The 26,848-nt window shown below is 36.1% G+C and carries 20 protein-coding genes; 15 read left to right on the top strand and 5 right to left on the bottom strand.

Features of this window, described 5'->3' with window-relative positions; genetic code table 11:
- Positions 1-141 precede the first annotated feature (141 nt).
- Together QMO11_RS18665 and QMO11_RS18660 are read left to right on the top strand one after the other, a co-directional pair.
- Positions 142-2,562, top strand: a complete 2,421-nt coding sequence (locus QMO11_RS18665) for an alpha-ketoacid dehydrogenase subunit alpha/beta (protein WP_282039152.1) — start codon at positions 142-144, stop codon at positions 2,560-2,562.
- Positions 2,563-2,592: 30 nt separating this feature from the next.
- On the top strand, positions 2,593-3,516 hold the full coding sequence (locus QMO11_RS18660) for an alpha/beta hydrolase (protein ID WP_282039151.1): 924 nt from the start codon (positions 2,593-2,595) through the stop codon (positions 3,514-3,516).
- A gap of 54 nt (positions 3,517-3,570) precedes the next feature.
- On the opposite strand, the gene trpB is transcribed toward QMO11_RS18660, so the two are convergent.
- Positions 3,571-4,773, bottom strand: a complete 1,203-nt coding sequence (gene trpB, locus QMO11_RS18655) for a tryptophan synthase subunit beta (RefSeq protein ID WP_282039149.1) — start codon at positions 4,771-4,773, stop codon at positions 3,571-3,573.
- Positions 4,774-5,130: 357 nt separating this feature from the next.
- Here trpB and QMO11_RS18650 point away from each other — a divergent pair, with 357 nt between their 5' ends.
- Complete coding sequence (locus QMO11_RS18650) at positions 5,131-5,427, top strand: Bor family protein (RefSeq protein WP_282039148.1); 297 nt, start codon at positions 5,131-5,133, stop codon at positions 5,425-5,427.
- 270 nt (positions 5,428-5,697) lie between these two features.
- Here the strand turns inward: QMO11_RS18650 and QMO11_RS18645 are convergent, their stop codons facing one another.
- Positions 5,698-7,128 (bottom strand): sodium:solute symporter, encoded by a 1,431-nt coding sequence (locus QMO11_RS18645; protein ID WP_282039146.1) that lies wholly within the window; start codon positions 7,126-7,128, stop codon positions 5,698-5,700.
- A gap of 203 nt (positions 7,129-7,331) precedes the next feature.
- Here QMO11_RS18645 and recR point away from each other — a divergent pair, with 203 nt between their 5' ends.
- The 6 genes from recR to QMO11_RS18615 all read left to right on the top strand — a co-directional run bounded on the left by recR (position 7,332) and on the right by QMO11_RS18615 (position 15,184).
- The gene (gene recR, locus QMO11_RS18640; RefSeq protein ID WP_282039144.1) at positions 7,332-7,952 is read left to right on the top strand and encodes a recombination mediator RecR; all 621 of its coding nucleotides are present in this window, start codon (positions 7,332-7,334) and stop codon (positions 7,950-7,952) included.
- 67 nt (positions 7,953-8,019) lie between these two features.
- Positions 8,020-8,484, top strand: coding sequence for a hypothetical protein (locus QMO11_RS18635; protein WP_075601938.1), 465 nt, complete (start codon positions 8,020-8,022; stop codon positions 8,482-8,484).
- A gap of 27 nt (positions 8,485-8,511) precedes the next feature.
- Positions 8,512-8,937 carry a BT0820 family HAD-type phosphatase gene (locus QMO11_RS18630; protein WP_075601939.1) on the top strand — a complete coding sequence of 142 codons (426 nt, stop codon included), beginning with the start codon at positions 8,512-8,514 and terminating at the stop codon, positions 8,935-8,937.
- Positions 8,938-9,079: 142 nt separating this feature from the next.
- Positions 9,080-10,474: a sulfatase-like hydrolase/transferase gene (locus QMO11_RS18625; RefSeq protein WP_282039141.1), complete on the top strand. Its 1,395-nt coding sequence runs from the start codon at positions 9,080-9,082 to the stop codon at positions 10,472-10,474.
- A gap of 223 nt (positions 10,475-10,697) precedes the next feature.
- Positions 10,698-12,542, top strand: coding sequence for a sulfatase-like hydrolase/transferase (locus QMO11_RS18620; protein ID WP_282039139.1), 1,845 nt, complete (start codon positions 10,698-10,700; stop codon positions 12,540-12,542).
- Between the two features lie 248 nt (positions 12,543-12,790).
- On the top strand, positions 12,791-15,184 hold the full coding sequence (locus QMO11_RS18615) for a glycoside hydrolase family 2 TIM barrel-domain containing protein (RefSeq protein ID WP_282039137.1): 2,394 nt from the start codon (positions 12,791-12,793) through the stop codon (positions 15,182-15,184).
- Positions 15,185-15,265: 81 nt separating this feature from the next.
- Here the strand turns inward: QMO11_RS18615 and QMO11_RS18610 are convergent, their stop codons facing one another.
- Positions 15,266-18,223 (bottom strand): hypothetical protein, encoded by a 2,958-nt coding sequence (locus QMO11_RS18610; RefSeq protein ID WP_282039135.1) that lies wholly within the window; start codon positions 18,221-18,223, stop codon positions 15,266-15,268.
- 51 nt (positions 18,224-18,274) lie between these two features.
- Positions 18,275-19,396, bottom strand: coding sequence for a T9SS type A sorting domain-containing protein (locus tag QMO11_RS18605; protein WP_282039134.1), 1,122 nt, complete (start codon positions 19,394-19,396; stop codon positions 18,275-18,277).
- Positions 19,397-19,653: 257 nt separating this feature from the next.
- Between QMO11_RS18605 and QMO11_RS18600 the strand changes: the two genes are divergently transcribed.
- On the top strand, positions 19,654-20,082 hold the full coding sequence (locus tag QMO11_RS18600; protein WP_282039132.1) for a DUF1801 domain-containing protein: 429 nt from the start codon (positions 19,654-19,656) through the stop codon (positions 20,080-20,082).
- Positions 20,083-20,251: 169 nt separating this feature from the next.
- On the opposite strand, the gene QMO11_RS18595 is transcribed toward QMO11_RS18600, so the two are convergent.
- The gene (locus tag QMO11_RS18595; protein WP_282039131.1) at positions 20,252-20,611 is read right to left on the bottom strand and encodes a MotA/TolQ/ExbB proton channel family protein; all 360 of its coding nucleotides are present in this window, start codon (positions 20,609-20,611) and stop codon (positions 20,252-20,254) included.
- A gap of 159 nt (positions 20,612-20,770) precedes the next feature.
- Between QMO11_RS18595 and QMO11_RS18590 the strand changes: the two genes are divergently transcribed.
- From QMO11_RS18590 to QMO11_RS18570, 5 genes are all read left to right on the top strand, one after another.
- Positions 20,771-21,538, top strand: coding sequence for a LytR/AlgR family response regulator transcription factor (locus QMO11_RS18590; protein WP_282039129.1), 768 nt, complete (start codon positions 20,771-20,773; stop codon positions 21,536-21,538).
- Positions 21,539-21,881: 343 nt separating this feature from the next.
- Complete coding sequence (locus QMO11_RS18585; RefSeq protein ID WP_282039128.1) at positions 21,882-22,703, top strand: hypothetical protein; 822 nt, start codon at positions 21,882-21,884, stop codon at positions 22,701-22,703.
- Positions 22,694-23,980 (top strand): MBL fold metallo-hydrolase, encoded by a 1,287-nt coding sequence (locus QMO11_RS18580; protein WP_282039126.1) that lies wholly within the window; start codon positions 22,694-22,696, stop codon positions 23,978-23,980. Before QMO11_RS18585 ends, QMO11_RS18580 begins: the two co-directional genes overlap by 10 nt.
- A gap of 214 nt (positions 23,981-24,194) precedes the next feature.
- Complete coding sequence (locus tag QMO11_RS18575; protein ID WP_282039125.1) at positions 24,195-25,214, top strand: DUF1254 domain-containing protein; 1,020 nt, start codon at positions 24,195-24,197, stop codon at positions 25,212-25,214.
- 479 nt (positions 25,215-25,693) lie between these two features.
- Complete coding sequence (locus QMO11_RS18570; RefSeq protein ID WP_282039124.1) at positions 25,694-26,686, top strand: family 43 glycosylhydrolase; 993 nt, start codon at positions 25,694-25,696, stop codon at positions 26,684-26,686.
- The last annotated feature ends 162 nt before the right edge of the window (positions 26,687-26,848 follow it).

The following is a 26,848-nucleotide window of genomic DNA, read 5'->3' as shown; positions in this document are numbered from 1 at the left end:
GCACCTTAATATATGTTTCAATCTATAGCGAAAAGGTACATGATAATAGTTAGCTTATTTAGAATTATTCTTATTAATTTTGTAGGTAAATTAAATGGGATTATAGACTCAAGTCTAGGTCTATTTTAAAAGTCTAAAAGAATGCTATCAAATACAGGAATTAGTTTTGATGAATTTAAGGTTGAGGTACTACACGACTATCATATCGGATACCTGAGTCGACACTTAAGCCTATTGGGCCGTAAAGAAGTGTTGGGAGGGAAAGCCAAATTTGGTATTTTCGGAGATGGCAAAGAAGTTGCCCAGATTGCCATGGCCAAACAATTTAAAAATGGAGATTGGCGTTCGGGGTATTATCGTGATCAAACCTTTATGTTAGCAGCAGGGATGACAACTCCCTTTGCTTTTTTCGCATCTTTATATGGCGAAACAGACGAGAGCATAAATCCAGATAATGGAGGACGCTCTTTTAACAATCATTTTGGAACACGTACCATAAACAGTGATGGTACATGGAAGAATATTGCAGATATTAAATGTACTTCATCAGATATTTCACCAACAGCCGGACAAATGCCTCGTTTAGTTGGCCTTGGTTTTGCTTCAAAATTATACCGTAAAAGTCCGGCACTTAAAAATCATACTCAATTTAGTGATAAAGGTAACGAAGTAGCTTTCGGAACAATTGGTGATGCCAGTACTTCTGAAGGACATTTTTTTGAAACCATGAATGCGATGGCAGTGCATCAGTTGCCCATTGCAATGTCTGTTTGGGATGATGGTTATGGAATTTCGGTGCCTAAAAAAGTTCAGACTGTAAAAGCAAGTATCTCGGAGGCTTTAAAAGGTTTTGAAAAAGGGGCCAAAGATAAAAATGGAATCATCATCTATAAGCTTAAAGGTTGGGATTATGCAGGTCTTTGCCAAGGATATGAAGAAGGCGTTGCACGTTGTAGAAAAGACCATATTCCTGTTTTATTTCATGTTGATGAATTAACGCAACCCATTGGTCATTCAACATCGGGTTCACACGAGCGTTATAAATCAGAAGAACGATTAGAGTGGGAAAAAGACTTTGATTGTTTGGTTAAGATGAAAGAGTGGATTCTGGATAGAGCAGTTGCTACAGAAGAGGAGTTAACTCAAATAGAAGAGAATGCTTTCAATGAAGCCAAGCAAGCTCAAAAGGATGCTCTGAAACAATTTAAATCTACTTTAAAAGCAGAACGCGACTCTTTATTACAAATAATTGATACCCGCGATTGTTCTTGCGTTGAGTTGAACAACAGTAATATAAAAAATATTATTGCAGAGCTTAAGAGCTCATTGGCCTTAAATAGAAAGGATATTCTTTCCTCTGCTCGTAAAATGCTTCGTGAGTCGTGTTTAGTATGCATGGCTGATGGTTCGTTAAAGAATAGATTACAAGCATGGATTGCTGATTACAGAGAGAAGGCCTATGAAATGTATAACGACAGGCTATATGCCGAAGATGAATTTGCAGCAATAAAAGTACCTGTTGTACCTGCTACTTATGAAGCTGACATTGAAAAGGTACCTGGGCGCGAAATTCTTAGAGAAAATTTTGATCATTTATTTGCATCAGTTCCTGAGTTAGTCACATTTGGTGAAGATACCGGTGTTCTTGGAGGGGTAAATCAATCGCTCGAAGGCATGCAGAAAAAACATGGTAAATATCGAATTTGGGATGAAGGAATACGAGAAACAACCATAATCGGAACAGGTATTGGTATGGCCTTAAGGGGGCTTCGTCCAATAGCAGAAATTCAATATTTCGATTATCTACTTTATGGTTTGCAAACCATGAGTGACGATTTAGCAACACTCCGTTATCGTACAAAAGGAGGACAGAAGGCACCTATGATTGTTCGTACACGTGGGCATCGTTTAGAAGGTATTTGGCATTCGGGTTCACCATTAAGTATGGTTATTAATTCCATAAGAGGTGTTTATGTTTGTGTGCCTCGCGATATGACCAGAGCAGCAGGTATGTACAATACACTGGTTAAATCTGATGACCCTGCTTTGGTAATTGAACCCTTAAATGGATATAGAATTAGAGAACCAAAACCAAATAATATTGGTGAGTTTAATGTTCCATTGGGCGTACCTGAAATTCTAAGTGAGGGAAGCGATGTTACTTTAGTTACCTATGGTTCGTGTGTTCGTATTGCACAAGAGGCAGTAGATCAGCTTAAAGAATCGGGCATATCTGTTGAGTTAATTGATGTACAAACCTTATTGCCATTTGATATTCATAAAATTATCTTAGAATCTATTAAAAAGACCAATAGAATTGTATTTTTTGATGAGGATGTACCTGGTGGCGCTACGGGTTATATGATGCAGCAAGTTGTTGAAAATCATGGCGCGTTTAGATATTTAGATGCAGCTCCTAAAACAGTAACTGCTAAGGATCATAGACCTGCTTTTGGTACCGATGGTGATTACTTCTCAAATCCTAGTGCAGAGGATGTTTACGAGGCTATTTATGAGATAATGGGGGAGGCTAATCCACAAAAATTTCCATCTATTTATTAAAAGATTAACGATTGAAAAATAATTGAAGTTATGCGTAACCTGGTACTTGTATTGTTTGCATTTACATCTTTCTCTGCAATAGCGCAACTAAAAGAGAGTAACGACTATACGCAATTACTTGATCAGAAATATGGCGAAGCCGAACGAAATACTTTTGATATAATAATGCCACAGAGTACTAAACCTGTGGCATTAGTTATTTTTATACACGGTGGAGGTTTTCAGTTTGGCGATAAGAAAAAAGCCTACGACCGAAAGGATGAAATCCAATATTACTTGAGCAACAATACTGCATTTGCTACAATAAATTATAGTTTTTATAAATCAGATGATTCACTGGGTGTTCAAGTCTGTTTAGATGATGTACAAAGGGCGATTCAGTATTTTAAGTTTAATGCAGATCAGTATAATATTGATAAAACAAAAGTGGCCTGTTATGGGGTTTCTGCTGGTGCAGGAGCTAGCCTATATTTTGCTTTAAATGAAGATTTAGCTGATGTGAATGCGCAAGGACTTAAAGCCGAGTCAACCAAAATTGTTTGCGCGGGTGCTATACATACTCAAGCAACTTATGATGTATACAAATGGAAAAAATTCATACCCTATTTAGGAGCGGTTCAAACCTTAAAGCATAAAATGTTTTATAATTATGCGGCTACTTTTTATGGATATCCTGATAAAAAAAGTATTAAGCCTTATAGAAAGGAGATTGCTGCAAAATACGATATGCTAACTATGGTTGATGAGAATGATCCACCTATTTATCTCTTAAACCCCTTAAAAGGAAATTTCCCAAAGGATTTTAATATCATATTTCATCATAAAAAACATGCTAAGGTGATGGCAAAAGAATTGGAGAAAAAGAATGTGGAATATTACTGTTTCACTGATGTGCAGGAGAACGATAGTAAATATCCAATTCAACAATTTATTATTGATAAGTTAAGTTTGTAACAAAAAAAGGAACCCATTTGGATTCCTTTCTTATATATAAATTGGAGTGTTTACTTAATCTGGTAAACCATATTTATCAACGACAAAATCAATATCCTTATCTCCTCTACCACTTAGGTTAACTAATATTGAAGATTGTGGATGCTTCTGCGCCAATTTAATTGCATAGGCAACGGCATGGGCACTTTCTAAAGCAGGAATAATACCTTCTAAACGACTTAATTCATAAAAAGCATCAATCGCTTCTTTATCATTAATAACATCGTAGTTTGCTTTGTTCAGGTCTTTAAGCATGCTATGCTCAGGTCCAACACCAGGATAATCAAGGCCACTAGCAACAGAATATACAGGTGCAGGCTCTCCTTTTTCATCCTGAAGGTTATAACATTTAAAACCATGAATCATTCCAGGTACACCTTTAGTCATGGTAGCGGCATGTTCTCCTAGTTCGAGAGAAAGACCACCTGGCTCAACGCCATACAATTCGGTTTCATCATCCTCTAAAAATGCCGAAAACATTCCAATAGCATTACTACCTCCTCCAACACAAGCAACTACTTTATCCGGTAACTCTCCTGTCATATCAACAAACTGCTCACGTGCTTCAATTCCAACTACACGCTGAAACTCGCGCACCATCATTGGGAAAGGGTGTGGACCAACTACAGAACCAATGCAATAAATTGAGTTAATCGGATCTTTAAGGTAGGCCTCAAAAGCAGAATCAACCGCTTCTTTAAGTGTTTTTAAACCATGTGTTACCGGAACTACAGTGGCACCTAATATTTTCATTCGAACTACATTAGGATGCTCTTTAGCAATATCAACTTCGCCCATGTGAATTTCACATTCTAAACCGAAGTAAGCTGCAGCAGTTGCTAATGCTACACCATGTTGCCCAGCACCAGTTTCTGCAATTAACTTCTTTTTACCAAGGTGCTTTGCCAATAGAGCTTCGCCCATGCAATGGTTTAATTTATGGGCGCCCGAGTGATTTAAATCCTCGCGCTTCATATAAATTCTGCCACCATATTTTTCGCTTAAGCGATTACAATAATATACCGGTGTCGGTCGTCCTTGATAATGTTTTCTGATGCTTCGTAATTCCGAGATAAAAGCGTGCGACTTGCTAATTGCAAAGTAGGCATCCGTAATTTTCTTCATTTCAGTCTCTAGAACAGGAGGTATAAAAGCACCACCATATTCTTTAAAGAAACCATCTTTATTGGGGTAGGTTTTGAAATAATTCTCAGCCATAATAGATCATTAAAGGTTGTTGTATTAATTTTTGATTGCTGAAAATAGCAAAATATTTGTCATATATCTCTAGTAGAAACAATTATTCTATTATGAGAAAGGTGAATTGTTTTTTTATAAACAAAGTAATATTTTACTTCTAAGGTGTTGTAAATAGTTCGTTATCGTATTTCCAAAATGGTTAACTAGGTGTGTGTCAAATGCCTAACTTTTACCATGATTTAAATCATATCAAAGTTCTTTGCTAGTACGCTATTATTGTACTTTTTTGCGTTGCATTATTCAAAAAATAGTGAAATAATGCTGCGTATCCGAAAAGCATAAAGAGTAGGAGAAATAAACCTTAATTTTAATTAAATGAAAAAAGGATTTTTAAAAGTAATGGGTGTTGCATTGACCTGTACATTTTTAATGTCATCATGTTATACTTACACTTCAGTAGTTGGAGATGGAGCACAAGGAAGTAAAGAGGTTACTGAGTGGAACCATTATGTGATATTTGGCTTAGCTCCAGTGGGGGTTTCGAATAGTAAAGATATGGCTGGAGACTCGGAAGATTATGAAGTTACAACAACTCAGACATTTGTAAATGGACTTGTCTCAGCTGTTACTTTTGGTATTTATACACCAACAACAACAACAGTAAAAAAATAAGAATCTCTAAGTACTAGTGTGGGTTTACCTCACATTAGTATTTAATCAATTTACTACTCTTAGTTATATGAAAAAGACTCTACTTATAATATCGATTATCGCTAGTCTTGTGTTTTTATTTAAAACACTAAGAATACTTATTTTTGATATGAAAAGACTAACTGAATATGGCTATGGTTATCTTTCTGGAAATATAATTCTACTTATTTTATTTCTAACATTCAGTATAATTATAGGACGCAAAGTTTTTAAATAAGGCTATTAACCTTTTCATTTTGTAATAATCCATAAACCTAGGTAAGTAAACAACCCGTTCAGCATTAATTTTTCATATCCTAACGAAAATCCAAACCAATTAAGCGAATTAAATGCTAAAACCCAAGTGATAACAGGTGCTAATATTGCAATAAGTGGAACCCATTTTTCTTTAATTTGGAGTTTGTTAAATAAACCGAAAGCATATAAACCCAACAGTGGACCGTAAGTATAGCCCGCTAAATCGAATATTGTGCTTATTATGCTATCTGCCTTAAATACTCTGAATAAGATAATGGTTACTCCAAGTAAAATGGAGAACATGATGTGAACAGCTATTCGTGTTCGTTTTGTAATTTCTTTATTGTTATGATTGAGAATATCTACTGAAAAGGATGTGGTGAGCGATGTTAATGCCGAATCAGCACTACTATAAGCAGCAGCAACTAATCCTAATATAAAAAATACACCAACGGCAGCAGGTAGCAGTCCACTATTTACTACCATCGGAAATAAATCGTCTGATCGTTCAGGTAAAGTAAGTCCGTGATGATTGGCAAATATATACAGTAGTGCACCTAATGATAAAAATAAAATGTTAGTTGGTACAAAAGCAAAACCGTACCAAACCATATTCTTTTTTGCATCCTTAATATTTTTGCACGATAGGTTTTTTTGCATCATATCCTGATCGAGACCAGTCATTACAATGGTGATAAAAGCACCTGTAAAGAATTGCTTTACGAAATGTTGTTTTGAGCTCCAATCGTCAAAAACAAAAATGCGCGATAACTCACTATTATTAATGGTTTCAACCAGAGAACCAAATCCAAGATTCATTGATTTTGCCATATATATAATGGTTATTATTACCGAGGTAAGCATAAAGATAGTTTGCAAGGTATCAGTCCATATAATGGTTTTAATACCACCACGAAAAGTATATAGCCATATTAACAATATGGTAATGGCCACAGTTATGGCAAACGGAATCCCCAAAGCATTAAATAAACTTAGCTGCAATACGTTCGCCATTAAATACAAGCGGGCAGAGGCTCCTATAGTGCGCGAAATTAAAAATAAACTAGCCCCGGTTTTGTAGGTCCAAGTACCAAAGCGTTTTTCAAGATAAGTGTATATCGACGTAAGGTTTAATTTGTAATAAACAGGAAGTAAAACATGAGCAATTACTAGGTAGCCTAAAAAGTAACCTGCCACCATTTGAAGATAGGTGAATTGCGTGGCTCCAACCCATCCTGGTACAGAAATAAAAGTTACCCCAGATAAGCTGGCTCCAATCATTCCAATGGAAACAATATACCATGGCGATTGACGGTTGCCCAAGAAAAAAGTTTTGTTATCATTCTTCTTTCCTGTAACGAATGAAATAACCATCAATACTAAAAAATATAGTGCTACAATTAAACCTGTTTGTGCCGGACTCATGTGATATAAAATAATAGATTGCTTCGTATATAATTTATTACCATTAATTCACTTTAATTAGTGTTGAATTAAAACTCCATCCTTCAGTCTGAAATAGTATAAACTGCTGACTTCTGATAGAAAATTAATGAACTAATGATAAGCGTGCGTAAAGTTAAAAGTATTTATAACTTTGGGTGCTTTAAAAATAAAAATTAAGAGCTATGCACGCCGATAATTATCCTTCGCAAATATTTGAGAATGCCGTAAAGGAGCTTTCTTCTTTACCTGGTGTTGGCCGTAAAACTGCCCTGCGATTTGTACTTCATTTGTTGAAGCAAGATAAGGCAGACGTTTTTCGTTTTGCCGAGTCGGTACGCCAGCTTCGCGAGGAAATTGTGTACTGTAAAGAGTGCTTTAATATCTCCGATTTTGAAGTGTGCAATATCTGCGCAAGCGAAAAAAGAGACCATACAACAGTTTGTGTTGTTGAGAATGTAAAAGATGTAATGGCCATTGAAAATACCCAACAATACTTTGGTATTTACCATGTACTGGGAGGAATTATTTCACCAATGGATGGTATTGGACCAGATGATTTAACCATAAAGCCTTTAATTGAGAAGGTGGAAAAGGGAGAAGTGAAGGAACTTATTTTTGCACTGCCAACAACCATGGAAGGGGATACAACTAATTTTTATTTATATCGAAAGTTTAATGGTTTAGATGTAAAGATTACAACAATTGCACGCGGCGTTTCCATTGGCGATGAATTAGAATATACCGATGAGGTTACTTTAGGGCGATCATTAATTAATCGTTTGCCTTTTGAGCAAACATTATAAGTTTACACAACAAACTTTCTCATCGCAATTAAAGCATAAGTAAATTCACTAACACATACATATTTAAATGAGCACACCTAAAAAACAACGAACCACACTTAATCTTATATATATTGCTATTATGTCGGCGCTTACGCTTATGGCCATTTTTGCCATGTATTTTGTAAGGGCTAACGGAGCTGTTGAGGCATTTTCGCCCGATAGTAATTATACCATTAAAACTATGGTAATTATGGCTTTATTAATTGGGATTCCTGTTAGCCACTTGTTCTATCATAAAAAGATTAAGCATATTTCTCAAGAGTGGGAATTGAGCCGAAGATTAACTCATTTTCGCACTGCGTTTATTGTGCGAATAGCTGTTTTAGAAGGTGTAGGTTTACTTTCAATAATCGCATACCTGTTAAATGCCGACAAATCGTTTATGTATATGTTTGGTGTAATTTTTGTGCTATTTATTATACATGCTCCTACTAGAAATAGGATTGCAACCGACTTAGAGTTAAATGAAGAAGAACAAGCTAAGTTGTAATAAACTTTACCTATAAACACACTAATTATGATTATTGCAGTTGATTTTGATGGTACCATTGTTGAGCATAAGTTTCCTGCTATAGGAAAAGATATGCCTTTTGCTTTTGAAACTATGAGAGAAATGCAACGCCAAGGGCATTTGCTTATTTTATGGACATACAGGGCCGGCAAGGAATTAGATGCCGCGGTAGACTATTGCAAAAAAAAGGGCATTGAATTTTATGCCGTAAATAAAAGCTATCCTGAAGAGGTTTTTGAAGTAAATAAAGTCAGTCGTAAAGTAAATGCTGATTTATTTATTGATGATAGAAATGTAGGCGGTTTTTACGGTTGGGGCGAGATTTGGCAAGAGCTAGATTTAGGTGGCGATCAGGCTGAGATAAATAAGAAAATTGAACAAGCCCAAGGTGGTGCTTTTTGCAGATTCATAAAAAATATATTTTGTAGGTAATTTACCGTTAAAAATGATTTGAGGGATATTCGTAAGAGTATCCCTTTTTTTGTTTTACCAGTGCGCACAAGTTTTGTATTCACAACTTGCCGAGGTTTATTCAAAGGATAGATATTTGAGTAATCATTAAAAAAACTATCAAATGAAAAACTTGTATTTACTAGCTTTAGTGCTGCTTTTTTCTGCGTGTAATAATCCCAAAGAAACAGTTACCAAGCAAAAGCCAAAAACAGATAAACCTAACATTATTATTTTATTAACCGATGATTTGGGTTATGGTGAGCTCACTAGTTATGGGCAAGAGGTAATTAAAACGCCTTATATGGATCAATTAGCTGCTGGCGGAATGCGCTTTACTAATTTTTATGCAGGTACCTCAGTTTGTTCTCCATCGCGTGCTGTATTAATGACGGGTATGCATACCGGACATGTTAATATTAGAGGAAACAAAGGTGATACCGAAGGAGGTAAGTGGGACAGAATCGCTCTTAAAAAATCGGAAATTACCATTGCAGAGATGCTTAAGGGTGCAGGTTACCAAACCGCTATGATTGGAAAATGGCACTTGGGTGTACCTGAAGATATTTCTACGTGGGCACATGGTCGTGGTTTCGATTATGCTGTACAAGAGCAGTGGGGTAAAGGTGCCGATGGTAGAATGATTGATGAGCGAATGCATTGGATCAACGGGCAACAAGATTCTCTGTTTTACGATTATAACGAGCATTCTTGCTTAGATGATTTCAGAACAAACTTTGCTTTAGATTACCTTGATAATAAGGAGGAAGATAAGCCATTTTTCATGTACATGTCGTACCGCATACCACATGCGCATGAGTTTTTCTTAAGCGAGACTGATTTATATAAGGAGCACCAGCAAGAGTGGCCTGAAATAGAGCGTCGTCATGCAGCGCGTATTACAATGCTTGATGGATTAATTGAGAAATTAATGAAGAAACTGGAGGCCAAAGGAGAGTTAGAGAATACCTTGATATTCTTTACAAGTGATAATGGTCCGCAGAACGAAAACCATCACGATTATAATTTCTTTAATAGTTCGGGTGGATTAAAAGGACATAAGCGCGATGTGTACGAAGGTGGCGTGCGTATTCCTGCCATTGCCTATTGGAAAGGAACTATTAAGCCATCGGTAAGTAATCATATGGCTGCTTTTTATGATTTGATGCCAACATTGGCAGAAGTGGCAGGTATCGAAGCTCCTGAGCAAACAGATGGTCTTTCATTTTTACCGTTATTAACGGGTAAAGAGCAGGCAAAACACGAGTTTTTATATTGGGAAATTCAAGAAGGACGTTCAGTAAAAGGCTTTCGTCAAGCAGTACGAATGGATGATTGGAAAGTAGTTCGTTATGGCGATAACTACAAAACAGAGCTGTATAATATGAAGGACGATATTTACGAAGAGAACGATGTTGCGTCAAAGCATCCGGATATTGTTGCTAAAGGAGAAGAAATTTTAAAACGCGAGAGTGTGAAAAATGCGCATTGGCCTTATTCTGGAGGTGTTTGGAAATAAAGTCGTTTAGGGTTTGTTAGGAGCTTGATACGATATTGTAATTAAAAATAAACAATCCCCCAAGTAAATGCTTATAAGCTTTGTTTGGGGGATTTGTCTATATAAATTCTATACAATATTCACAATTTAAAATGGGTATACCCATCTAATTTTTATAAACACTCAACTCTTTGTGTATTACCGATGCTCTATATTTGGACTGTTAATATTTAAAGAGAAAACAATGTATATAGCTAAGTTTAAATTCTTATTAATAGCCTTTGTTAGTTGTTTGTCGGCAATGACTGCACAAAATAAGCCCAATATATTGTGGATAGTAACCGACGATCACCGTTCAGATGCACTTGAGTGCTTTAATAAGGCTACAACAGGCCAATCGGAAAGTAAGTTAGGTTACGTTTCGTCGCCCAATATTGATAAGTTGGCTAGCGAAGGTATTTTATTTACCAACGCTTATTGTAATTCTCCAGCTTGCGGCCCTTCTCGTGGTTCAATGGCAACAGGGAGATATCCGCACAGACAAGGACATTATTCATTTGAGCAATCTCATCAGAATCCTGATTTTGTGAAACCTACCTTCCCTCAAATTCTCCAGGAAGAAGGTTATTTTACCGCTGTATTTGGTAAGGGAGATGCTTATATTTATAAGTGGGGCCCAGGTCAAGGTTTTTACGATGCGGGTCATTATAATTATAAAATGCACTTTAAAAATGGTTTGCAGAAACATATGATTGGCGATTTTTGGAAGGCTCCGGTATTCGGAAAAGTTAATGGTAAAAGAGCCAATTTGGGCGACAAAGAATATGTTCTCTATCCAGATGGAGAATTGAAGGAGTATTATGTGAAAAATAAGTATGGCGATATAACTGCAGAGGAGATTCAAACTAAGCAAGAAGTTGAAGAGGAGTTTGATATTCTAAGATCGTATGCCCGACAAGGCATGAAGTCGCTTATTATTGGTGGGGTTAACCCGATGCCTGCCGGTGAAACTGTTGATGGAAAAGTGGTTCAAGAATTTAAAAACTTCTTATCTAACGAAAATACCACCTATAAAAACTCGTGGGGAGAAAATACCCAAGGAGTAAACCCTGAGAAGCCTGTGATGTTTAATTTAGGGTTTCACCTACCACATACACCAGTATTACCACCTAAAAAGTTCAGAGATCAGTTTAAAGATATTACCTATAAAGTTCCTGAGTTTGATGATGAGGAACTAAGCAAAATGCCACCTTCACTAGTGAAATTGCACGAGCGCCTCAGTATGACTGCTATGACGGCGAAGGAGAAGCAACAAGCGATACAAGATTATTATGCTTTTTGTGCCTACGGCGATGCTTTAATTGGCGATGCTGTGGATGCTTTTAAAGCCTATTGCGAAAAGAATAAGCAAGAATATTTAATAGTTTTTACTGTTGGCGATCATGGATGGCATCTTGGCGAGCAGGGTATAGAAGCTAAATTTGGGCCTTGGGAAAAATCGACAGCAGGGGCCATTATAATGGCTTCGTCGGATAAAAAGAAAGTGCCAGCTGGATTGATTAAAAAACAAATGGTAGAGTATGTAGATATAGCTCCAACCATCCTGTCGTCAGGAGGAGTTGATATCGCAGAAAAAGAGTTTACTTATTTGGATGGGATTAATCTGTTCGAATTTGTGAATACTAAAAAGGAGAAGCGCGATTATATTTTAGGAGAAATACATTTGGTATCCTCACCAAGAGCCTACATGCATAGCAAAGATTTTGCATTTTCAATGCGCACTCGTCCAGGTAATAAGGCCGACTTAAACAAAAATATAAAATGGGCTTTAAATTGTCCTGTTGAGAAAGCTGAACTAACATTGTACGATTTAAGAAATGATCCATTGGAAAGGAATAATGTGGCCAATTTACCAGAGTACAAAGAGCTAGCACAGTGGTTCAGAGAAAAATTAGGCAACATTGTACTTGGCGATGAGCGTGTAGAATGTGATTGGTCAAAAGCCAATACCTATAACATAAGCGATTTTGCCAAAGGAGCTAATGATAGAAAGCTGGATATCCCTAAAAACATAATCCCAAAGCTTTAAAAATATCAAAAATTCGTATTAGTTTTTAATTTAGAGCGTGCTGGCCTTTATGGTTGGTGCGCTTTTTTTGTTAAGGAATAGCAAAATCTACTTACCTCATACGACGTATAAAATTAGCTTTCGCATAGTAATATTCTCTTTGTGTACTGCAGAAGGTAATATATTTACCCATAGCAACAATTATTGAGATGAATTATAAGATTTTTATAGTGTTATAAATTAACATCTATTGAATAATGATAAAACCTATGCGAATTATTTCATTTGTAACGTTGCTCTTATGCTTAAATAGTTTAAGCGCACAACAAAGTCATCGAATTAAAGAATCGTTTAATAATAATTGGCTATTTACACTAGGCGATAGTGTAGATTATGCAGGCTATGATTTTGACGATTCAGATTGGCGCTCATTAAACTTACCACACGATTGGAGTATTGAGGCTGATTTTGATAAAGAATTATCGGGCAGAAATGCCTTTTTGCCAGGAGGTATTGCTTGGTATCGCAAACATTTTGTGCTTCCTGAACATTTTGAAGGCAAGCATATAGAATTGCAGTTTGATGGAGTGTATAAAAATGCATCCATCTGGATTAACAACAACCCTGTGGGAACGCAGCACGATGGCTACACTAGTTTTTATTACGACGTTACCGAGTTGCTTAAGCATGGCGAAAGTAATACCATAGCGGTGCGAGTAGATAATGCTATACAGCCAAATTGCCGTTGGTATACCGGATCGGGTATTTACCGTAATGTGTGGTTAAGCGCCAGTAATAATACCCATGTGAGTAATTGGGGAACTTCCATTACAACTCCCGAGGTAAGTGAAAAATCAGCTACTATTAACATTACTACCGCCATCGAAAATTTAGATGAGGCAAAGCACTTAACCCTCGAAACCGTTATTTATAATAAGGATGGCGAAGAAGTAAGTAAAACAACTTCTGAGCTTGAGGTGGGGCGTTACAGAACACAAGATGCTGCACAAACCTTAAAAGTAGATAACCCCGAATTATGGTCGGTAAATACGCCATACTTATATACCGCTCAATCCTTGCTTAAGCAAGATGGAAAACTACTTGATAAATACACCAGTACTTTCGGGATTAGAACCCTGCGTTTTGATGCTGATAAAGGCTTTTTCCTCAATGGAGAAAATATGCGTATGAAAGGCGTTTGCTTGCATCATGATGCAGGTCCTTTAGGGGCAGCTGTACCAATTCAGGTATGGGAACGTCGCTTAAAAAATCTGAAAGAGATTGGTTGTAATGCCATTCGTACTGCGCATAATCCCGCTTCGCCAGAGTTTTTAGATTTATGCGATAAAATGGGATTTCTGGTAATGGCTGAGTTTGTGGATAAGTGGGATAAAACTTATCGCAAAAAGGATGCACCCGGGTATTGGTTTTATAATATTCCTATGTGCGATCCAAACTTTAGTGTTGAGTGGAAAAGGAATTACGAACAAACCATTCGTCGTGATAGAAACCATCCTTCTATTGTAATTTGGAGTGTGGGTAACGAGAATCACTCTCCGGGTTCAGGTTCTCAAAATAATGGACTTCGTAATTATGCTTCTTTTGTGCGTAGTATCGACCCTACAAGACCAATTATTTCAGGTATGGAGCGCTCAAAGGATGGACCAGTGGATAAGAAGGTGAATGATATTATAGAAACCTGTAAGTATATGGATTTAATAGCGCTTAATTACGGAGAGCAATGGTGTAAAACCATCTACGAACAAAATCCAGGTAAACCCTATGTGAGTACCGAGAGCTATACCTATTTTAATAGCACACCCGAAAAACGCTTTGCCAATATTGAGCGTAGTCCTTGGTTAGATGTTTTGGAAAACCCTCAAAATATGGGTCTTTTTCTATGGGTAGGAGCTGATTACTTAGGCGAATCAAAAAAGTTTCCGGAAACCGGGATTGATTGTGGATTGCTTGATATGGCTTCATTTCGTAAAGAGCAATCGTATTTGTACGAGGCATTCTGGAGTGATAAACCCATGGTACATATTGAAGTTTATGAGGGCGATGCCGATGATTTTTCTACTTCGGGCAGGTGGTGGTGGCCGCCAATGAATGAGCACTGGAATTATACTGATGGTGATAAATTAGATGTAGTTACTTATACCAATTGCGAATCGGTAAACTTGTATTTAAATAATAAGTTGATTGGCAATCAAAAGCTAGCCGATATTCCCAATTGGATTATGAAATGGCGAAAACTAAACTATCAATCGGGAACACTGAAAGCTGTTGGTTTGGTGGATGGAAAAGAGGTGTGCGAACATGTTGTAAAAACAGCTCAAGAAGCGCGTAATATTGAAGTGAATATTGATCGTGCTGATTTAGAGGCAAACGATATTATCCATGTAGAATTACAGTTAGTAGATAAAAAAGGAAATCCCGTAAGGTATGCCGAAAAAGAGATCCATTTTGCCCTTGAGGGTGATGCTGAAATAATTGGTATACACAATGGCAATATGCGTTGCACAGTATCCAATACCAATAAATCTGATAGAGAGACTTACGAAGGACGTTGCTTGGCTATTATTAGAACCAATAGCGTAGCTCAGGAATTAAAATTGACCCTTAGCGGAGAAGGCCTAAAGACCAAAGAAGTGAAATGGTAGTATTGATAATCTACCCATTGTAAACACAAAAAGGAAGCCTCAACAGTTGGCTTCCTTTTTATGTTTTGTGTTGTTTTGTATTTATAATTCAGTATCTAATTCTATATCAATAAACCTAAACCACCCACATGGCACTTCTACTTCCACAGAGCCAGATGAGGCTGAAAACGTTTCGTTATTTAAAATATCTGTCATGGTTACTGGAGTAACCGTATGAAAGTTTACCTTAATTTTTCTGTCGTTTGGATTAATGTAACCAGCATCCACTAGCGTTAAACGTAATTGTTTAGGACCTACTTGCGCAACAACCCAGGCTACATTGTCACCAGATATGGTTAAAGGTAGCTTTTCAGCGCCCTTTTCAATTTCAGACTTCACAACTTCGTAATAGGTATCTGCCGACGATAAGGTCGATCCAGTTTCGGATAAGTAATCGATACCATTTGTGATGTACTCAGTCATTATATCCTTATAAATGGGATGAAGATTGTCTGCCATTTTTCCACGTGGGGCATCGGCATCAGCCAAGGGACCATTTTGAACGGGCGTTATTAATACAGTACCATTGTGGTATTGCGGAATAAAGTTTTGGCGACGATCTTTGGCTCCAGAGGCATAACTCGAGAAATCCCAAGGGGTAACAGGAGCGCCCATCCACGATCCATTTAAATGACTAAATACGGCCGGATGATTCTCTTCATACTCTTTGTCGTAAAAAGTATTCCACTTGTTGTTTTCACCTTGGTGGATATAGTGTTCATCTGGTTCGTGTATGCTAATATGAACGGGCGAAATGCTTAATATTTCATCTCTACGTGGCACATAAAGAGCACCTTTCCAAACCAATTCCCAAGCCAGAGTTTGATGCTCAGGATTAGCATAGGTAACATTTAAAAAGCTTGAACCATTGGCCATACTATATACCATTGTTCTTAAAAAATGATTGTTTAATCTTTGGTACGAAAACTGGCGACTTCTGTCAAAACTAGGGTTATCTCTAGAGCAGCGCATGCCCCAATTGTCAACCGAACCTGAAGCCCAAAGGCCCATTCGGCCCACAATACTCATATCTTGTGTTTTATCAGTAGTTTCTTCTAATCCGGTTGTAAAAACCGATGAATATTCGCCCGATACTAATCTAGACCATGCAGGAAGATATACGGCACCTTGCCAAAATATATCTTTATTACGAATAAAAATATTAGAGTTATTAGTGAGTGCGTGCTCAGCTAATGGATACAAATGATCATCCATAACTTGTATAAAGTCAGTGCTCGATCCATTCATTTCAGGATAAATCATCACTGTTTTTTTGCCATCATCAGCCGTTCCGTAATCCATTACCTTTTTTAAGGTTTCGGGGCCATAGTACAAAGGGTCGTTACCATGTCCTCCCCAGAAAGAAACGCCAGGATTTCCTGCGAAACCAGGTGTGATTAAATCAAGAATTTCCGACTCAGTAAGTACATAGTCTATGCGCGCATCTCTTTTATTTAGGTACGTTTCATTATCAGCATAAATGATGGCATGGTCCCAATCATCTTTATCTTGAGCCAGATTTTTATGCCAGTAATAATCTAAAAATATAGGGTTGTCGTTATTCTCACTGGCTTTGATTTTCTGGGCTACCGGGTCATCAGAACCTTCTAAACAATAAACGGTGTTACTGTTTTTTTGATAAGATGGTTTTTCAAATGCAGCGAGGTTTGCACGGCATATGCCTTCGTTCTCATATATTTTAGCAATTTTACCCGGAGGTGATAATTTACTAAATTCATCTTTCCAGTTTTCATCCTTTGTATCAATAATGTGTATGGCACTGCCGCCATCTTGACTACTGGCAAGAATAAGTCTATCTTCGCTATCCTTCCAAATATCATTGTAACAATGAAAACCAAATATTTTTTCTTCCTTACTCTCATCTAAATCAGAGGGTAATAGAACCATGTATGATCCTGTTAAAATCAAGTATTGATAACTATCGCCATCAGGGATTGTGATACCTTGACTTACTCTATATGATGTCGTACCTATTTTGGTTAGTGTATGTCTGTGCGAATCTTCTGTTGATAAGTTTATGCGTGTTATGGATTGAGTTGAAAGTCCTGATGTACCCAATAACACTTCGTAAGTACCATCCTTATCCGGATCTTCAACACGTACCTCACCAATTACTGTAGCAGCATTTACATCTGTTATAGATTTGTAAGGCATGGCAGCTAAGGGTTTAAATAAATATAGGTGACCATTATTTTGCATATGGTTATTGCTTGCATGCATCAATAAATCATCCGACCCATCGGCCTGTGGGATAGGACGTAAAAAGTTGGCATAATGGTAATAGTTATCAGGGGCATTATTTCCCCACGCTTTTATTTGTGAGTAATCGTTAGAAGGCAAAGTTTGCACTAATTCTCCTGTGGCAGATAGGTAATAACAGTTGGTATCAAAATTTCCGCAAACAACATAGGGTGTTAATGTAGCATCTTTAACCACACAAACGGCATACATAGGCGTTAAATGTTGGGTGTCGTAAGGTTTAAACTGCCATAATTCTTTACCCGAACTATTTAAACAATAAACCTTACCATTGGCACTGGCCACAAGTACCTCGTCTTTATTGTCGCCATCTATATCGGCACACCAAATATCATGGTTCATTATACCATCTCCTACATTGTTCTTCCATAAAATGGCTCCGCTGTAACCTATTGCCAACACCGTACCGTCGTAATCTGTAGCTATAATAACTTCGGTGCCATCATAATCAGCGGTACGTACTTTCATAACGGTATGTAGTTCCGTATCTAAACTCAGAATTGCTTTTGATTCAAAAGTTAACTCGTCGCCAATTTTGTAGCTTAAACTAAAGGAGCCATTATCATTTTTATCTGAAGTATGCGACCATAGGTTTGCATTCTTACTGCTCCATTGGTCCTCGTCGTTATCGAAGGTGTAACTATGTTTTACTTGTGCATTGGCAAAAAGCATACACACAGCAGCTAAAACAGTAAATATCGATTTTATATGTATTGTCATTTTTCTATTTTTTCTAAAAGAGTTGCTTATTTTCTTACTTAAATGATAGTGTTAGCGCACATTAACTTTTTTAACAACGCTATCCTTATCTGATTTAACTTGAAGTAAATACATACCTTGTTTTAAATCGGATACATTGATGCGATGCCTTGTTGATGTGGTGCTTGTTGCTTTAAGTAACTGACCATGTAGGTTATACATTTTAACAGAGACTTCTTGGTCTGACTCAATGCTTAATAAGTCCCTTACCGGATTCGGATACACCCTTACATTCAGCTTTGTAATGGTTTCGGTACCTAATTCTTCTTCAAATTCAAACAATATCTCATCAATGTAAAATGCGCCTTTTCCTCCTCCAAAATCAGGATGATTACTTACAAAAACGGAAAAGGAAGCATTGTCAATATCCTTATCTACAATAAGCTCTTGTGTTAGTTCAGCCCACTGATTTGATTCTAGATCTTTTATTTCCCATTCGTTTGTAAGCCATGGCTCATCAATTTGAGTGTAAAATTTAGAGATGCTTGTATTATCCTCAGTAAGTACTTTTACAGTCATGTTATAAACGCCCTGTGGCAAACTCAGTTTGGCATCATCAATGGTTTTAATGCTCGAATTTAATGGCATATATTCTGGATCCACAATTTCTTCTCCTTCGCCCCAAATTTGTATTTCGTCTATATAAAATGTGCCTTTCCCTTCGTAATTAGTTTTTACCGATATTACAGACTCTGCATCAATAGCATCTTCAGTAAGCGTTAGTGTTTTGCTTACTTCTACCCATTCTTCTCTTTTTAAGGATGAAATGTCAATTGTATGATTACTCCAGGGTTCTTTCAAGGCAAAATCAAAAGCCGTAACTTCAGCATTAGCCTCAATCCATACTTTCATTTTCAGAGTATAAGTACCCGCTTCTAAGCTTATGCTACTGCCATTTTTGCCACCGTGTGCTTTTTTCGCATCGGTAAGGGCCGATTCGCTGCTATATTTTAGCGAATAGGTAGTGCCATCAGCCGCTCTTTCAGTGCTGATATTCCATTCGCTATGTTGTATCCAAAATGCGGTACCTCCATCCTCAAAACCATAAAAATCAGAGGAAAGAAAGTTGATTTGTGCTGCGTTCAATAAGCTTGAGGCTGCATAAAAAATAATGAAAAAGTAAATTTGTTTCATAAGATGTGTAAAGAGTGTTTTATCATGTAAAAATAGATTTAACCTTTGTTTGCATTTATCTCTTCAATAAATAGACTTTACTTCACAGTAAATTCTTCAAATTATTTTAGGTGTCTTTACCTTTACTTAAGGGCATTGTGTCAGAGTTTGATGATGTATGCGGTAGGTGCATCTAGTAAAAGGTAAAAACATCTGTTTAGATTACTTGTTATTTAAGTTGATGAGCACAATAAGGATGTGCTAAAAAAAACAAGTTTATGGGCAATTTTAAATTGAAAACAGACCCAGAAGTAGAAGCCGTTTATGCTAACTATCCTGATTTTGTTAAGGGTAAAATGCGATACTTGCGCCAATTGGTAATAGAAACTGCTGAAGAAACAGCAGAGGTTTTGGTTTTAGAAGAAACTTTAAAATGGGGTGAGCCTAGTTTTGTTACTAAAAACGGTAGTACTTTACGAATGGATTGGAAGGAAAAAACATCTGAGCAATATGCAATGTATTTTCAATGTACCAGTAGATTAGTGGATACATTTAGGTTAGTATTTGATCGTAAATTTCAATATGAAGGAAAGCGAGCCATCGTTTTTCAATTAAATCAGGACATACCAGCATTAGAATTGAAAGAATGTATTAAAGCTACTCTCATCTATCACAAGGTAAAGGATTTGATTACACTAGGTATTTGATTGTAAAGGAACGATATCCATGTTAACATGAAGGAAACAATGCCAATACAGTTAGTTGCATATTGGCATTTAGCTTGATTCATAACCAAAGCCAAAATGCCAATACGTTTATTTAAAAATCCGCTTCTTAATTTTGTGGGTGCTGTAGGTTTTGTTTTATACCGTTTCGTTATGCTTTAATAGAATTAAACCATTTGCAAACCGAATAAGTGATTAACGAAACCACATACACCACCATTCCATACATGGTTGGTATCATGGATACTTTTATTCCGCCATACATCACCTTAGGTTCTACGCTGCCTACCTCGCCCAAGTAACTAAATGCCTGATGAAGACCAATTACTTGCCCCAGTATACCAATTGTAAGCGCTATTAGTCCGAATATTTTAATCAAACTTAGTTTTTCATCAACCTTATCTTGCGGTTTTAGTAGGAGCATATACGCACCAGTACCAATAATAATTAATAGCATAATAGTTAGGGCCGACATAAACAGTGTTCCTCCTGTAAAAAATAATTCTTTCATGTTTTAAAATTAAATGATTAATACTGAAACAAAGTAAGGCGATGTGTGTATTTTTAGCAATGTCGAAAACTGTTGTTCAGGTGTTGTATCCGTATTGTATCCCTTTGTTTAAGCCATTTTATATATTTTAGTCCCAGAAATTAACAAAACAAACTATCAATGATTAAAAAAATTAAAGGCTTAAAATACCATATAATATTTTGGACCGTAGTTATTATTTCAATTTCCTTTTTGTTCGGACATTCGTGGGGAAATGTATTTGCCGCATTCTGTTATGTTGCCATTTTATCGCCAATAGTTATAGCTGTGGTATATTTCTTTAATTTTTATTTAGTGCCGCGTTATTTGTTTACCCGAAAATACCTTAAATTCTCGGTATACAGTGCTGTTACCATTGCCATATCTTTGTTGTTAGAGTCATACCTTATTTTGTTTTCGTTTATTTGGTTGGCAAACTTCAACTTTCATAACATAGCGCCAAATGCTTCAGATACCATGCTATTGTTCGCGGTTTTGTATCTGTTTGTTTTTGCAGTTGCTTCATTTTTATTGTACAAGCAGTTATCCAATGCTACTAAAGTTATTGATCAACAAAAATCAGAGAAGAAAAAAGAGAGTAAGGCTTTAATAGAGATTGTTAGCAATAGAAAGAAGGTTAATGTGGCTTACGCCGATATATTCTATATTGAAAGTTTGAGCGATTACATTGTTTTGCATACTAAAGGGGGGGAGTTAAAAAGTAAGGAGCGCATCAGTAAAATTGAAGCCCGTTTACCTAAGTTTTTTGTGCGTATTCATCGTGCCTTTATTGTAAATAATAATCATATAACTAAATATTCTTCTGACGAACTTATTGTTAATAATGATGCAGTATTGCCTATTGGGCGAAGTTTTAAACAGAATGTAAAGTCTCTTTTTGCAAGTTGATTATTAAGCTACTGCCAATAGAAGTTTTTTTCTACAGAAATCCAGTAACCCTTTTTAGACAAAAACCTCTATATCTCGCGTAGGGAAGGCTCACCCTCGGTACGGACGGTGCCAACTTAGTACGGATGTTCCTATAGCCAGTACGGGTGGCTTTATCTCTGTATTTTACCCAATAACATTTAGTTTAGCATCAATATAAATAGAACATAAGCGCCTGAACATAAAATTAAATTAACTATTTTCATCAACGTTAAAATAGCAGCTATAAACTTATATTGACGCCGTGGGTGCTATACCAAACATATGGTAGTTGAGTAAAATAAAGATAAAACAGAGCAGGAAAATGAATAATAAAGGAACTTTCTCGACACTTGAATTAGATGCCGAAATTTATAATAAAATAAAAGAGAAGCAACCTGAATGGTGGAAGTTAATGCTTGAAGATAAAGAGTTATATATAGAAATTAGAAAAGATAACTATATCAATGTTTATTATTTAGGAGGTTCACTTGCTAAAATTAAATACAAAGATGGTTTTATATTAGAAATACATTACAAATATTTAAAAGTTGCTAAACCTCAAAAAGATGATTATATCTCTATTAGCCCTAAGATATTTGATAAAGAAAAAATTGCTGAGATTAAAGGAAATATCGAAAGCACTTTAAGAAGTGCTGACCATGAACATCCGTCAGAGAAAAGAATACAAGGTGAAATGATAATTCAAAACTCTGAATATATCGATTCTGAATTTCAGTTCAATAAAGATAAAGAAATTGGGAAACTAAGAATTGACTTGATAGAATTAAAAGATGGTTATTTGTCATTTGTAGAATTGAAAGGTATCTCAGACAGTCGACTTAGAAACGATGAAGAACGCAATCCTAAAAATCCAGAAATCATACAGCAAATGTGTATGTACAAGAGTTTCATAACTAAATATAAAGATGAATTAGAGGTTTACTACAAAAAACTTATCGCCGTAAAAAAAGATTTGGGTTTGGTTACTATTTCACAGACTGATTGGAAAATTAATGAAACACCTAAATTACTAATTGCAGACACCTATAAGAAAGTTACTTTAGGTCGGACAAAACGCATAGAAGCAATTAAATCCTTGTTGGCAGATAACGAAATTGACTTTGAGTTTATTAAATGGAAGTAATAGTTCATAGGGGCATTAATCAAATTGGAGGTTGCATAACTGAAATTGCGACATCAAAATCTCGAGTTCTTATCGATTTTGGACAAAACCTGCCCGATGGAGAAGGTAATATTGAGGATAGTTTTGCCAATTTAGATGCAATAAACGAACTTACAAAAAACATTGATGCGATTTTCTATACTCATTATCACGGAGATCATTTAGGATTATTTCAACTTGTACCTGATTCAGTTCCCCAATATATTGGTGCAATTGCAAAGAAAGTGGCATTATGTAAGCATCGACGACTTGTTTTCATTAAAGGACGCGAGGAACTTTCTAAAAAGGAAATTGAAAAACTAGAATCAATGTATTCCTTTGAAGCTAAACAAAAAATTAAAATCGGAAATATTAAAGTAACACCCTATTTAGTAAGTCATTCTGCATACGATGCTTATATGTTTTTAATAGAGGCTAATGGATTACTGATTTTACACACTGGTGATTTTAGAGGCCACGGTTATTTGAGTAAAGGTTTACTTCCAACTATAGAAAAGCTAATTCTTAATAAAGGACGGATTGATTTTTTAATTACTGAAGGAACTATGCTTTCAAGATTAGATGAGAAAGTACGACATGAAAATGAGTTAAAAAGAGAGGTAATTGAGCTAATGAAACAATACAAAAATGTGTTTGTGTTATGTTCATCTACAGATATGGAAAGGTTGGCCACCTTTCACACTGCAAATAAGGAAATAAAAGATAGACCGTTTGTTTGTGATGACTTTCAAAAGAGTGTATTAGAGATATTTTCTAAATCAGCAGGAAAAATTAGTCCATTATTTGACTTCAAAGAGCCATATACATTTTGGAAAGAAAATAGTAAACTAATAAAATGGATTCAGGATAAAGGTTGCTGTATGTTGGTTCGTCCAACTGAAAAGTTTAATAACTACACCAATCATTTATTACCATTACTTGAAAAAGAAAACACCATTTTGATTTATTCTATGTGGAAAGAATATATCAATCCTAAAAGCAAACATTGTAATAAAAGATATTTAGGTTTTGTTCAACAGTTTCCAAGTATTAGAAAAATACATACAAGTGGTCACGCTTCGGCTGACTGTCTTGCGGAAGTATGCAATCTTGTAAATCCGACAAAAGGAATTATTCCAATCCATTCTGAGAAATCTGCATATTATCAAAAACTACCTATAAAAGAGGAGCTTAAAAGCAAAATAATTATTGAATCAGCAAGAACTAAAAATATTATTATTATTGAGATAAAGAAATAACGAACTGCTAACAAATAAAGGTAATAGGCTGTCAATATAAATTTCTGAGTTTGGTTCATATTATTAATGTCGTCAAAACTTTTGATTCGGCTAAACAAAAGAATAAATTTATAGTTTAAACAAAAGCTTCTGTTAATTTGGGTTTTAGAGCTCTAGCTTTTCAAATTGGCTTACGAACCGTTATAATCATTAACTAATATAAAACTAAAACTTTATGAAAAAATTTAATCAATTACTATTTGTAATCTTCATCTCAGTGTTAATTACATCTTGTCAATCTTCTAAAAAAGATAAAAAAGTATCAACTAAATCATCTCCAACAATTGTTACTGAGGATAATTTCCCGCAGGCATACACAAACATGCGTCTTGGCGCAGTTCTGAAAAAAGCAGGAGCAATCAATACTTTTTTCGAGATGCCTGTACCGCCAAGTATTCCTGAACAACAATTTGTTGTTAGAATGAATCGAGATACTTACTATTCAGTATCCGTTATAGATATGTCGAGTGATAGTGTTTTTGTTACTATTCCTGAAACTGACAAATATGTGTCTCTTCAAATTTGTGATGAGAATCACGAGACTCAGCCAATGATCTATGGCTCTGGTAGGCATAAAATCACCGCTAAAACTACTCACGCTTTTGTTATTGTTCGTGCTCTTGAAGATGCTGCAAGGCGCAATTTGATTATTGAAGCAGGCAGTGCTACTCCGTTTGTGGTAAAAGAATGGGATATGGAATCGTTTAAAAAAATAGACAAAGCTGGGAATCTAGACTTTAGTGATGGCTATGATCAATCTAAAGCATTTGGAAATGCTGAGAGTGGACAAACGGCCTACATGAACTACGTTGGATGTGCCGGAGGCTGGGGTGGCGCTATGGTTGAGGATAATATTTATCAAACGAGTCCATATTTCGAAGCCGATGGATGTTACGAAATGACTTTCGTTGATCCGAAAGATTTATCATTTTGGTCAGCTACAGTTTACAATGCCGATGGACGAATGTTCAATGATGTAGCGAATATCTCAAGTGAAATGAATCCAACTAAAAACGCAGACGGAACCATTACTTTGCGTTTTGGGTGTGATGGACAAGCCAATAATATTCCAATTAGAGAAGGAAATAAAACTGGAAAGTTTAACGTGCTAATGCGTCATTATAACCCGAGTAAGGAAGTGAGTAATAAAGAACCAGGTTATGATGCTACTAAATTTATTAAGCGAGTTAAATAAATAATCGTTGAGAATTTGATTAGTTGGGGTGATTTGCAGCTCTATCGAGTTATGTACACTTCTCAATTAGAATAAAACACTCTAATGGTTAGTATAAAAGGTATACAAATGCCCTTTACACTAACCATTAGTATTTCTACACCTAGCGAGTAGCCAATAAGGTTAGAAAAATAAATAAGGTTTGTTGACAATGGGATTTAAACCAAGATGAAATTGCAATGATTTATAATGATGATGCAATAATATTTGAAGTGCAAACAGGTAAATAGGGCTGCAAAGCTGCAGTAATACTTATTCAATATGATTGGCTTGGATAAATAATTTAGTTTACAATTCAATATTCTTCTTTCTTAATAAATATTAGGGGTTATATTTAATTTAACCCCTCTATTACTTCTTATTCTTGGCGGGGAGTAGGGTATAGATGTTATATCTTCGAGTTTTAAATTATAATATCAAATACAGATAAAACTCAAAGAATGAAACGCATTTTAAATCTTGTCGGCTTAGTTATGATAGCCGCATTAGCCACAGCTCAAAACCCTTTTGTTACGCATAAATTTACGGCGGATCCTTCGGCACGTGTATTCAACGGTCGCTTGTATGTATACTCATCACATGATAGAGATGATGCCAAGTATTTTGATATGGAAGATTGGGCTTGTTTCTCAACTACCGATATGGTAAACTGGACAGATCATGGTAAAATATTCTCTTTAGATGATATTTCGTGGGCCGAAAAATGGGCTTGGGCGCCAGATTGTATTGAGCGTAATGGTAAATATTATTTTTATTACCCAGTTGAACGCAAGAAAATAGGGGTGGCTGTTGCCGATAAACCCGAAGGTCCTTTTAAAGATGTCCTTGGAAAGCCCTTAGTTGATGGTATTGCAGAGCCTTTTGCAGGAGCTGAGCCAATTGATCCAACTATTTTAATAGATGATGATGGTCAAGCCTATATGTATTTTGGTTGTAGAGAGGCACGTGTAGTAAAGCTTAAAAAGAATATGATTAAGCGCGATGGTAAGCTTCAGGAACTTAAGATATACGATAAGGAAGGAAACCGTTTGTTATGGCGCGAACCAAGAGAAGGAGATCCCAAGGGAATGCAGATCAGTAATGGTGGCGATGGTGTTTATGGCGAAGGACCTTGGATTCTGAAAAAAGACGGAAAATACCTTTTGATTTATGCAAACGGATGGGCCAAGGATGCCACTATGGTTTACGCAAGTGCAGACAATCCAATGGGGCCATTTACCTACGAAGGAAAAGTAATGCAGTCGGTTAGTTCAGGAACTTCGCACGGTTCAATTGTGGAGTATAAAGGACAATGGTATGTGTTTTACCACACTAAAGACCTCTCTAAAAACAATTTCAAACGTTCTATTTGCGTAGATAAATTAGAGTGGGATGAAAATGGTAAGATTATTCCTGTTGCACCAACTCGCGAGGGTGTTATAAAAATTAACTAATACAAATTGGAAGTAAAGAGAATCTTAATAGGTGCTTTACTTTTCTTCAAATTATAAGTATCCTGCTTGTTAATGGGCAGGATACTATTTCTTTTTAAAAAATCAGCTAACAAAGTTACTACACCTATATTTCCGTAATTCTATACCATTAACATCCATTAA

Source organism: Saccharicrinis aurantiacus (assembly GCF_947489045.1).
In the GTDB taxonomy this organism is placed as follows: Bacteria; Bacteroidota; Bacteroidia; order Bacteroidales; family Marinilabiliaceae; genus Saccharicrinis; species Saccharicrinis aurantiacus.
The sequence above is the reverse complement of the archived record's forward strand: the minus strand, read 5'-3'. Positions and strand labels throughout refer to the sequence as shown.

Bases quoted from the DNA above. Each gene is read 5' to 3' on its own strand.
- QMO11_RS18665 (WP_282039152.1), top strand. From the start codon at position 142: ATGCTATCAAATACAGGAATTAGTTTTGATGAATTTAAGGTTGAGGTA.
- QMO11_RS18660 (WP_282039151.1), top strand. From the start codon at position 2,593: ATGCGTAACCTGGTACTTGTATTGTTTGCATTTACATCTTTCTCTGCA.
- trpB (WP_282039149.1), bottom strand. From the start codon at position 4,773: ATGGCTGAGAATTATTTCAAAACCTACCCCAATAAAGATGGTTTCTTT.
- QMO11_RS18650 (WP_282039148.1), top strand. From the start codon at position 5,131: ATGAAAAAAGGATTTTTAAAAGTAATGGGTGTTGCATTGACCTGTACA.
- QMO11_RS18645 (WP_282039146.1), bottom strand. From the start codon at position 7,128: ATGAGTCCGGCACAAACAGGTTTAATTGTAGCACTATATTTTTTAGTA.
- recR (WP_282039144.1), top strand. From the start codon at position 7,332: ATGCACGCCGATAATTATCCTTCGCAAATATTTGAGAATGCCGTAAAG.
- QMO11_RS18635 (WP_075601938.1), top strand. From the start codon at position 8,020: ATGAGCACACCTAAAAAACAACGAACCACACTTAATCTTATATATATT.
- QMO11_RS18630 (WP_075601939.1), top strand. From the start codon at position 8,512: ATGATTATTGCAGTTGATTTTGATGGTACCATTGTTGAGCATAAGTTT.
- QMO11_RS18625 (WP_282039141.1), top strand. From the start codon at position 9,080: ATGAAAAACTTGTATTTACTAGCTTTAGTGCTGCTTTTTTCTGCGTGT.
- QMO11_RS18620 (WP_282039139.1), top strand. From the start codon at position 10,698: ATGTATATAGCTAAGTTTAAATTCTTATTAATAGCCTTTGTTAGTTGT.
- QMO11_RS18615 (WP_282039137.1), top strand. From the start codon at position 12,791: ATGCGAATTATTTCATTTGTAACGTTGCTCTTATGCTTAAATAGTTTA.
- QMO11_RS18610 (WP_282039135.1), bottom strand. From the start codon at position 18,223: ATGACAATACATATAAAATCGATATTTACTGTTTTAGCTGCTGTGTGT.
- QMO11_RS18605 (WP_282039134.1), bottom strand. From the start codon at position 19,396: ATGAAACAAATTTACTTTTTCATTATTTTTTATGCAGCCTCAAGCTTA.
- QMO11_RS18600 (WP_282039132.1), top strand. From the start codon at position 19,654: ATGGGCAATTTTAAATTGAAAACAGACCCAGAAGTAGAAGCCGTTTAT.
- QMO11_RS18595 (WP_282039131.1), bottom strand. From the start codon at position 20,611: ATGAAAGAATTATTTTTTACAGGAGGAACACTGTTTATGTCGGCCCTA.
- QMO11_RS18590 (WP_282039129.1), top strand. From the start codon at position 20,771: ATGATTAAAAAAATTAAAGGCTTAAAATACCATATAATATTTTGGACC.
- QMO11_RS18585 (WP_282039128.1), top strand. From the start codon at position 21,882: ATGAATAATAAAGGAACTTTCTCGACACTTGAATTAGATGCCGAAATT.
- QMO11_RS18580 (WP_282039126.1), top strand. From the start codon at position 22,694: ATGGAAGTAATAGTTCATAGGGGCATTAATCAAATTGGAGGTTGCATA.
- QMO11_RS18575 (WP_282039125.1), top strand. From the start codon at position 24,195: ATGAAAAAATTTAATCAATTACTATTTGTAATCTTCATCTCAGTGTTA.
- QMO11_RS18570 (WP_282039124.1), top strand. From the start codon at position 25,694: ATGAAACGCATTTTAAATCTTGTCGGCTTAGTTATGATAGCCGCATTA.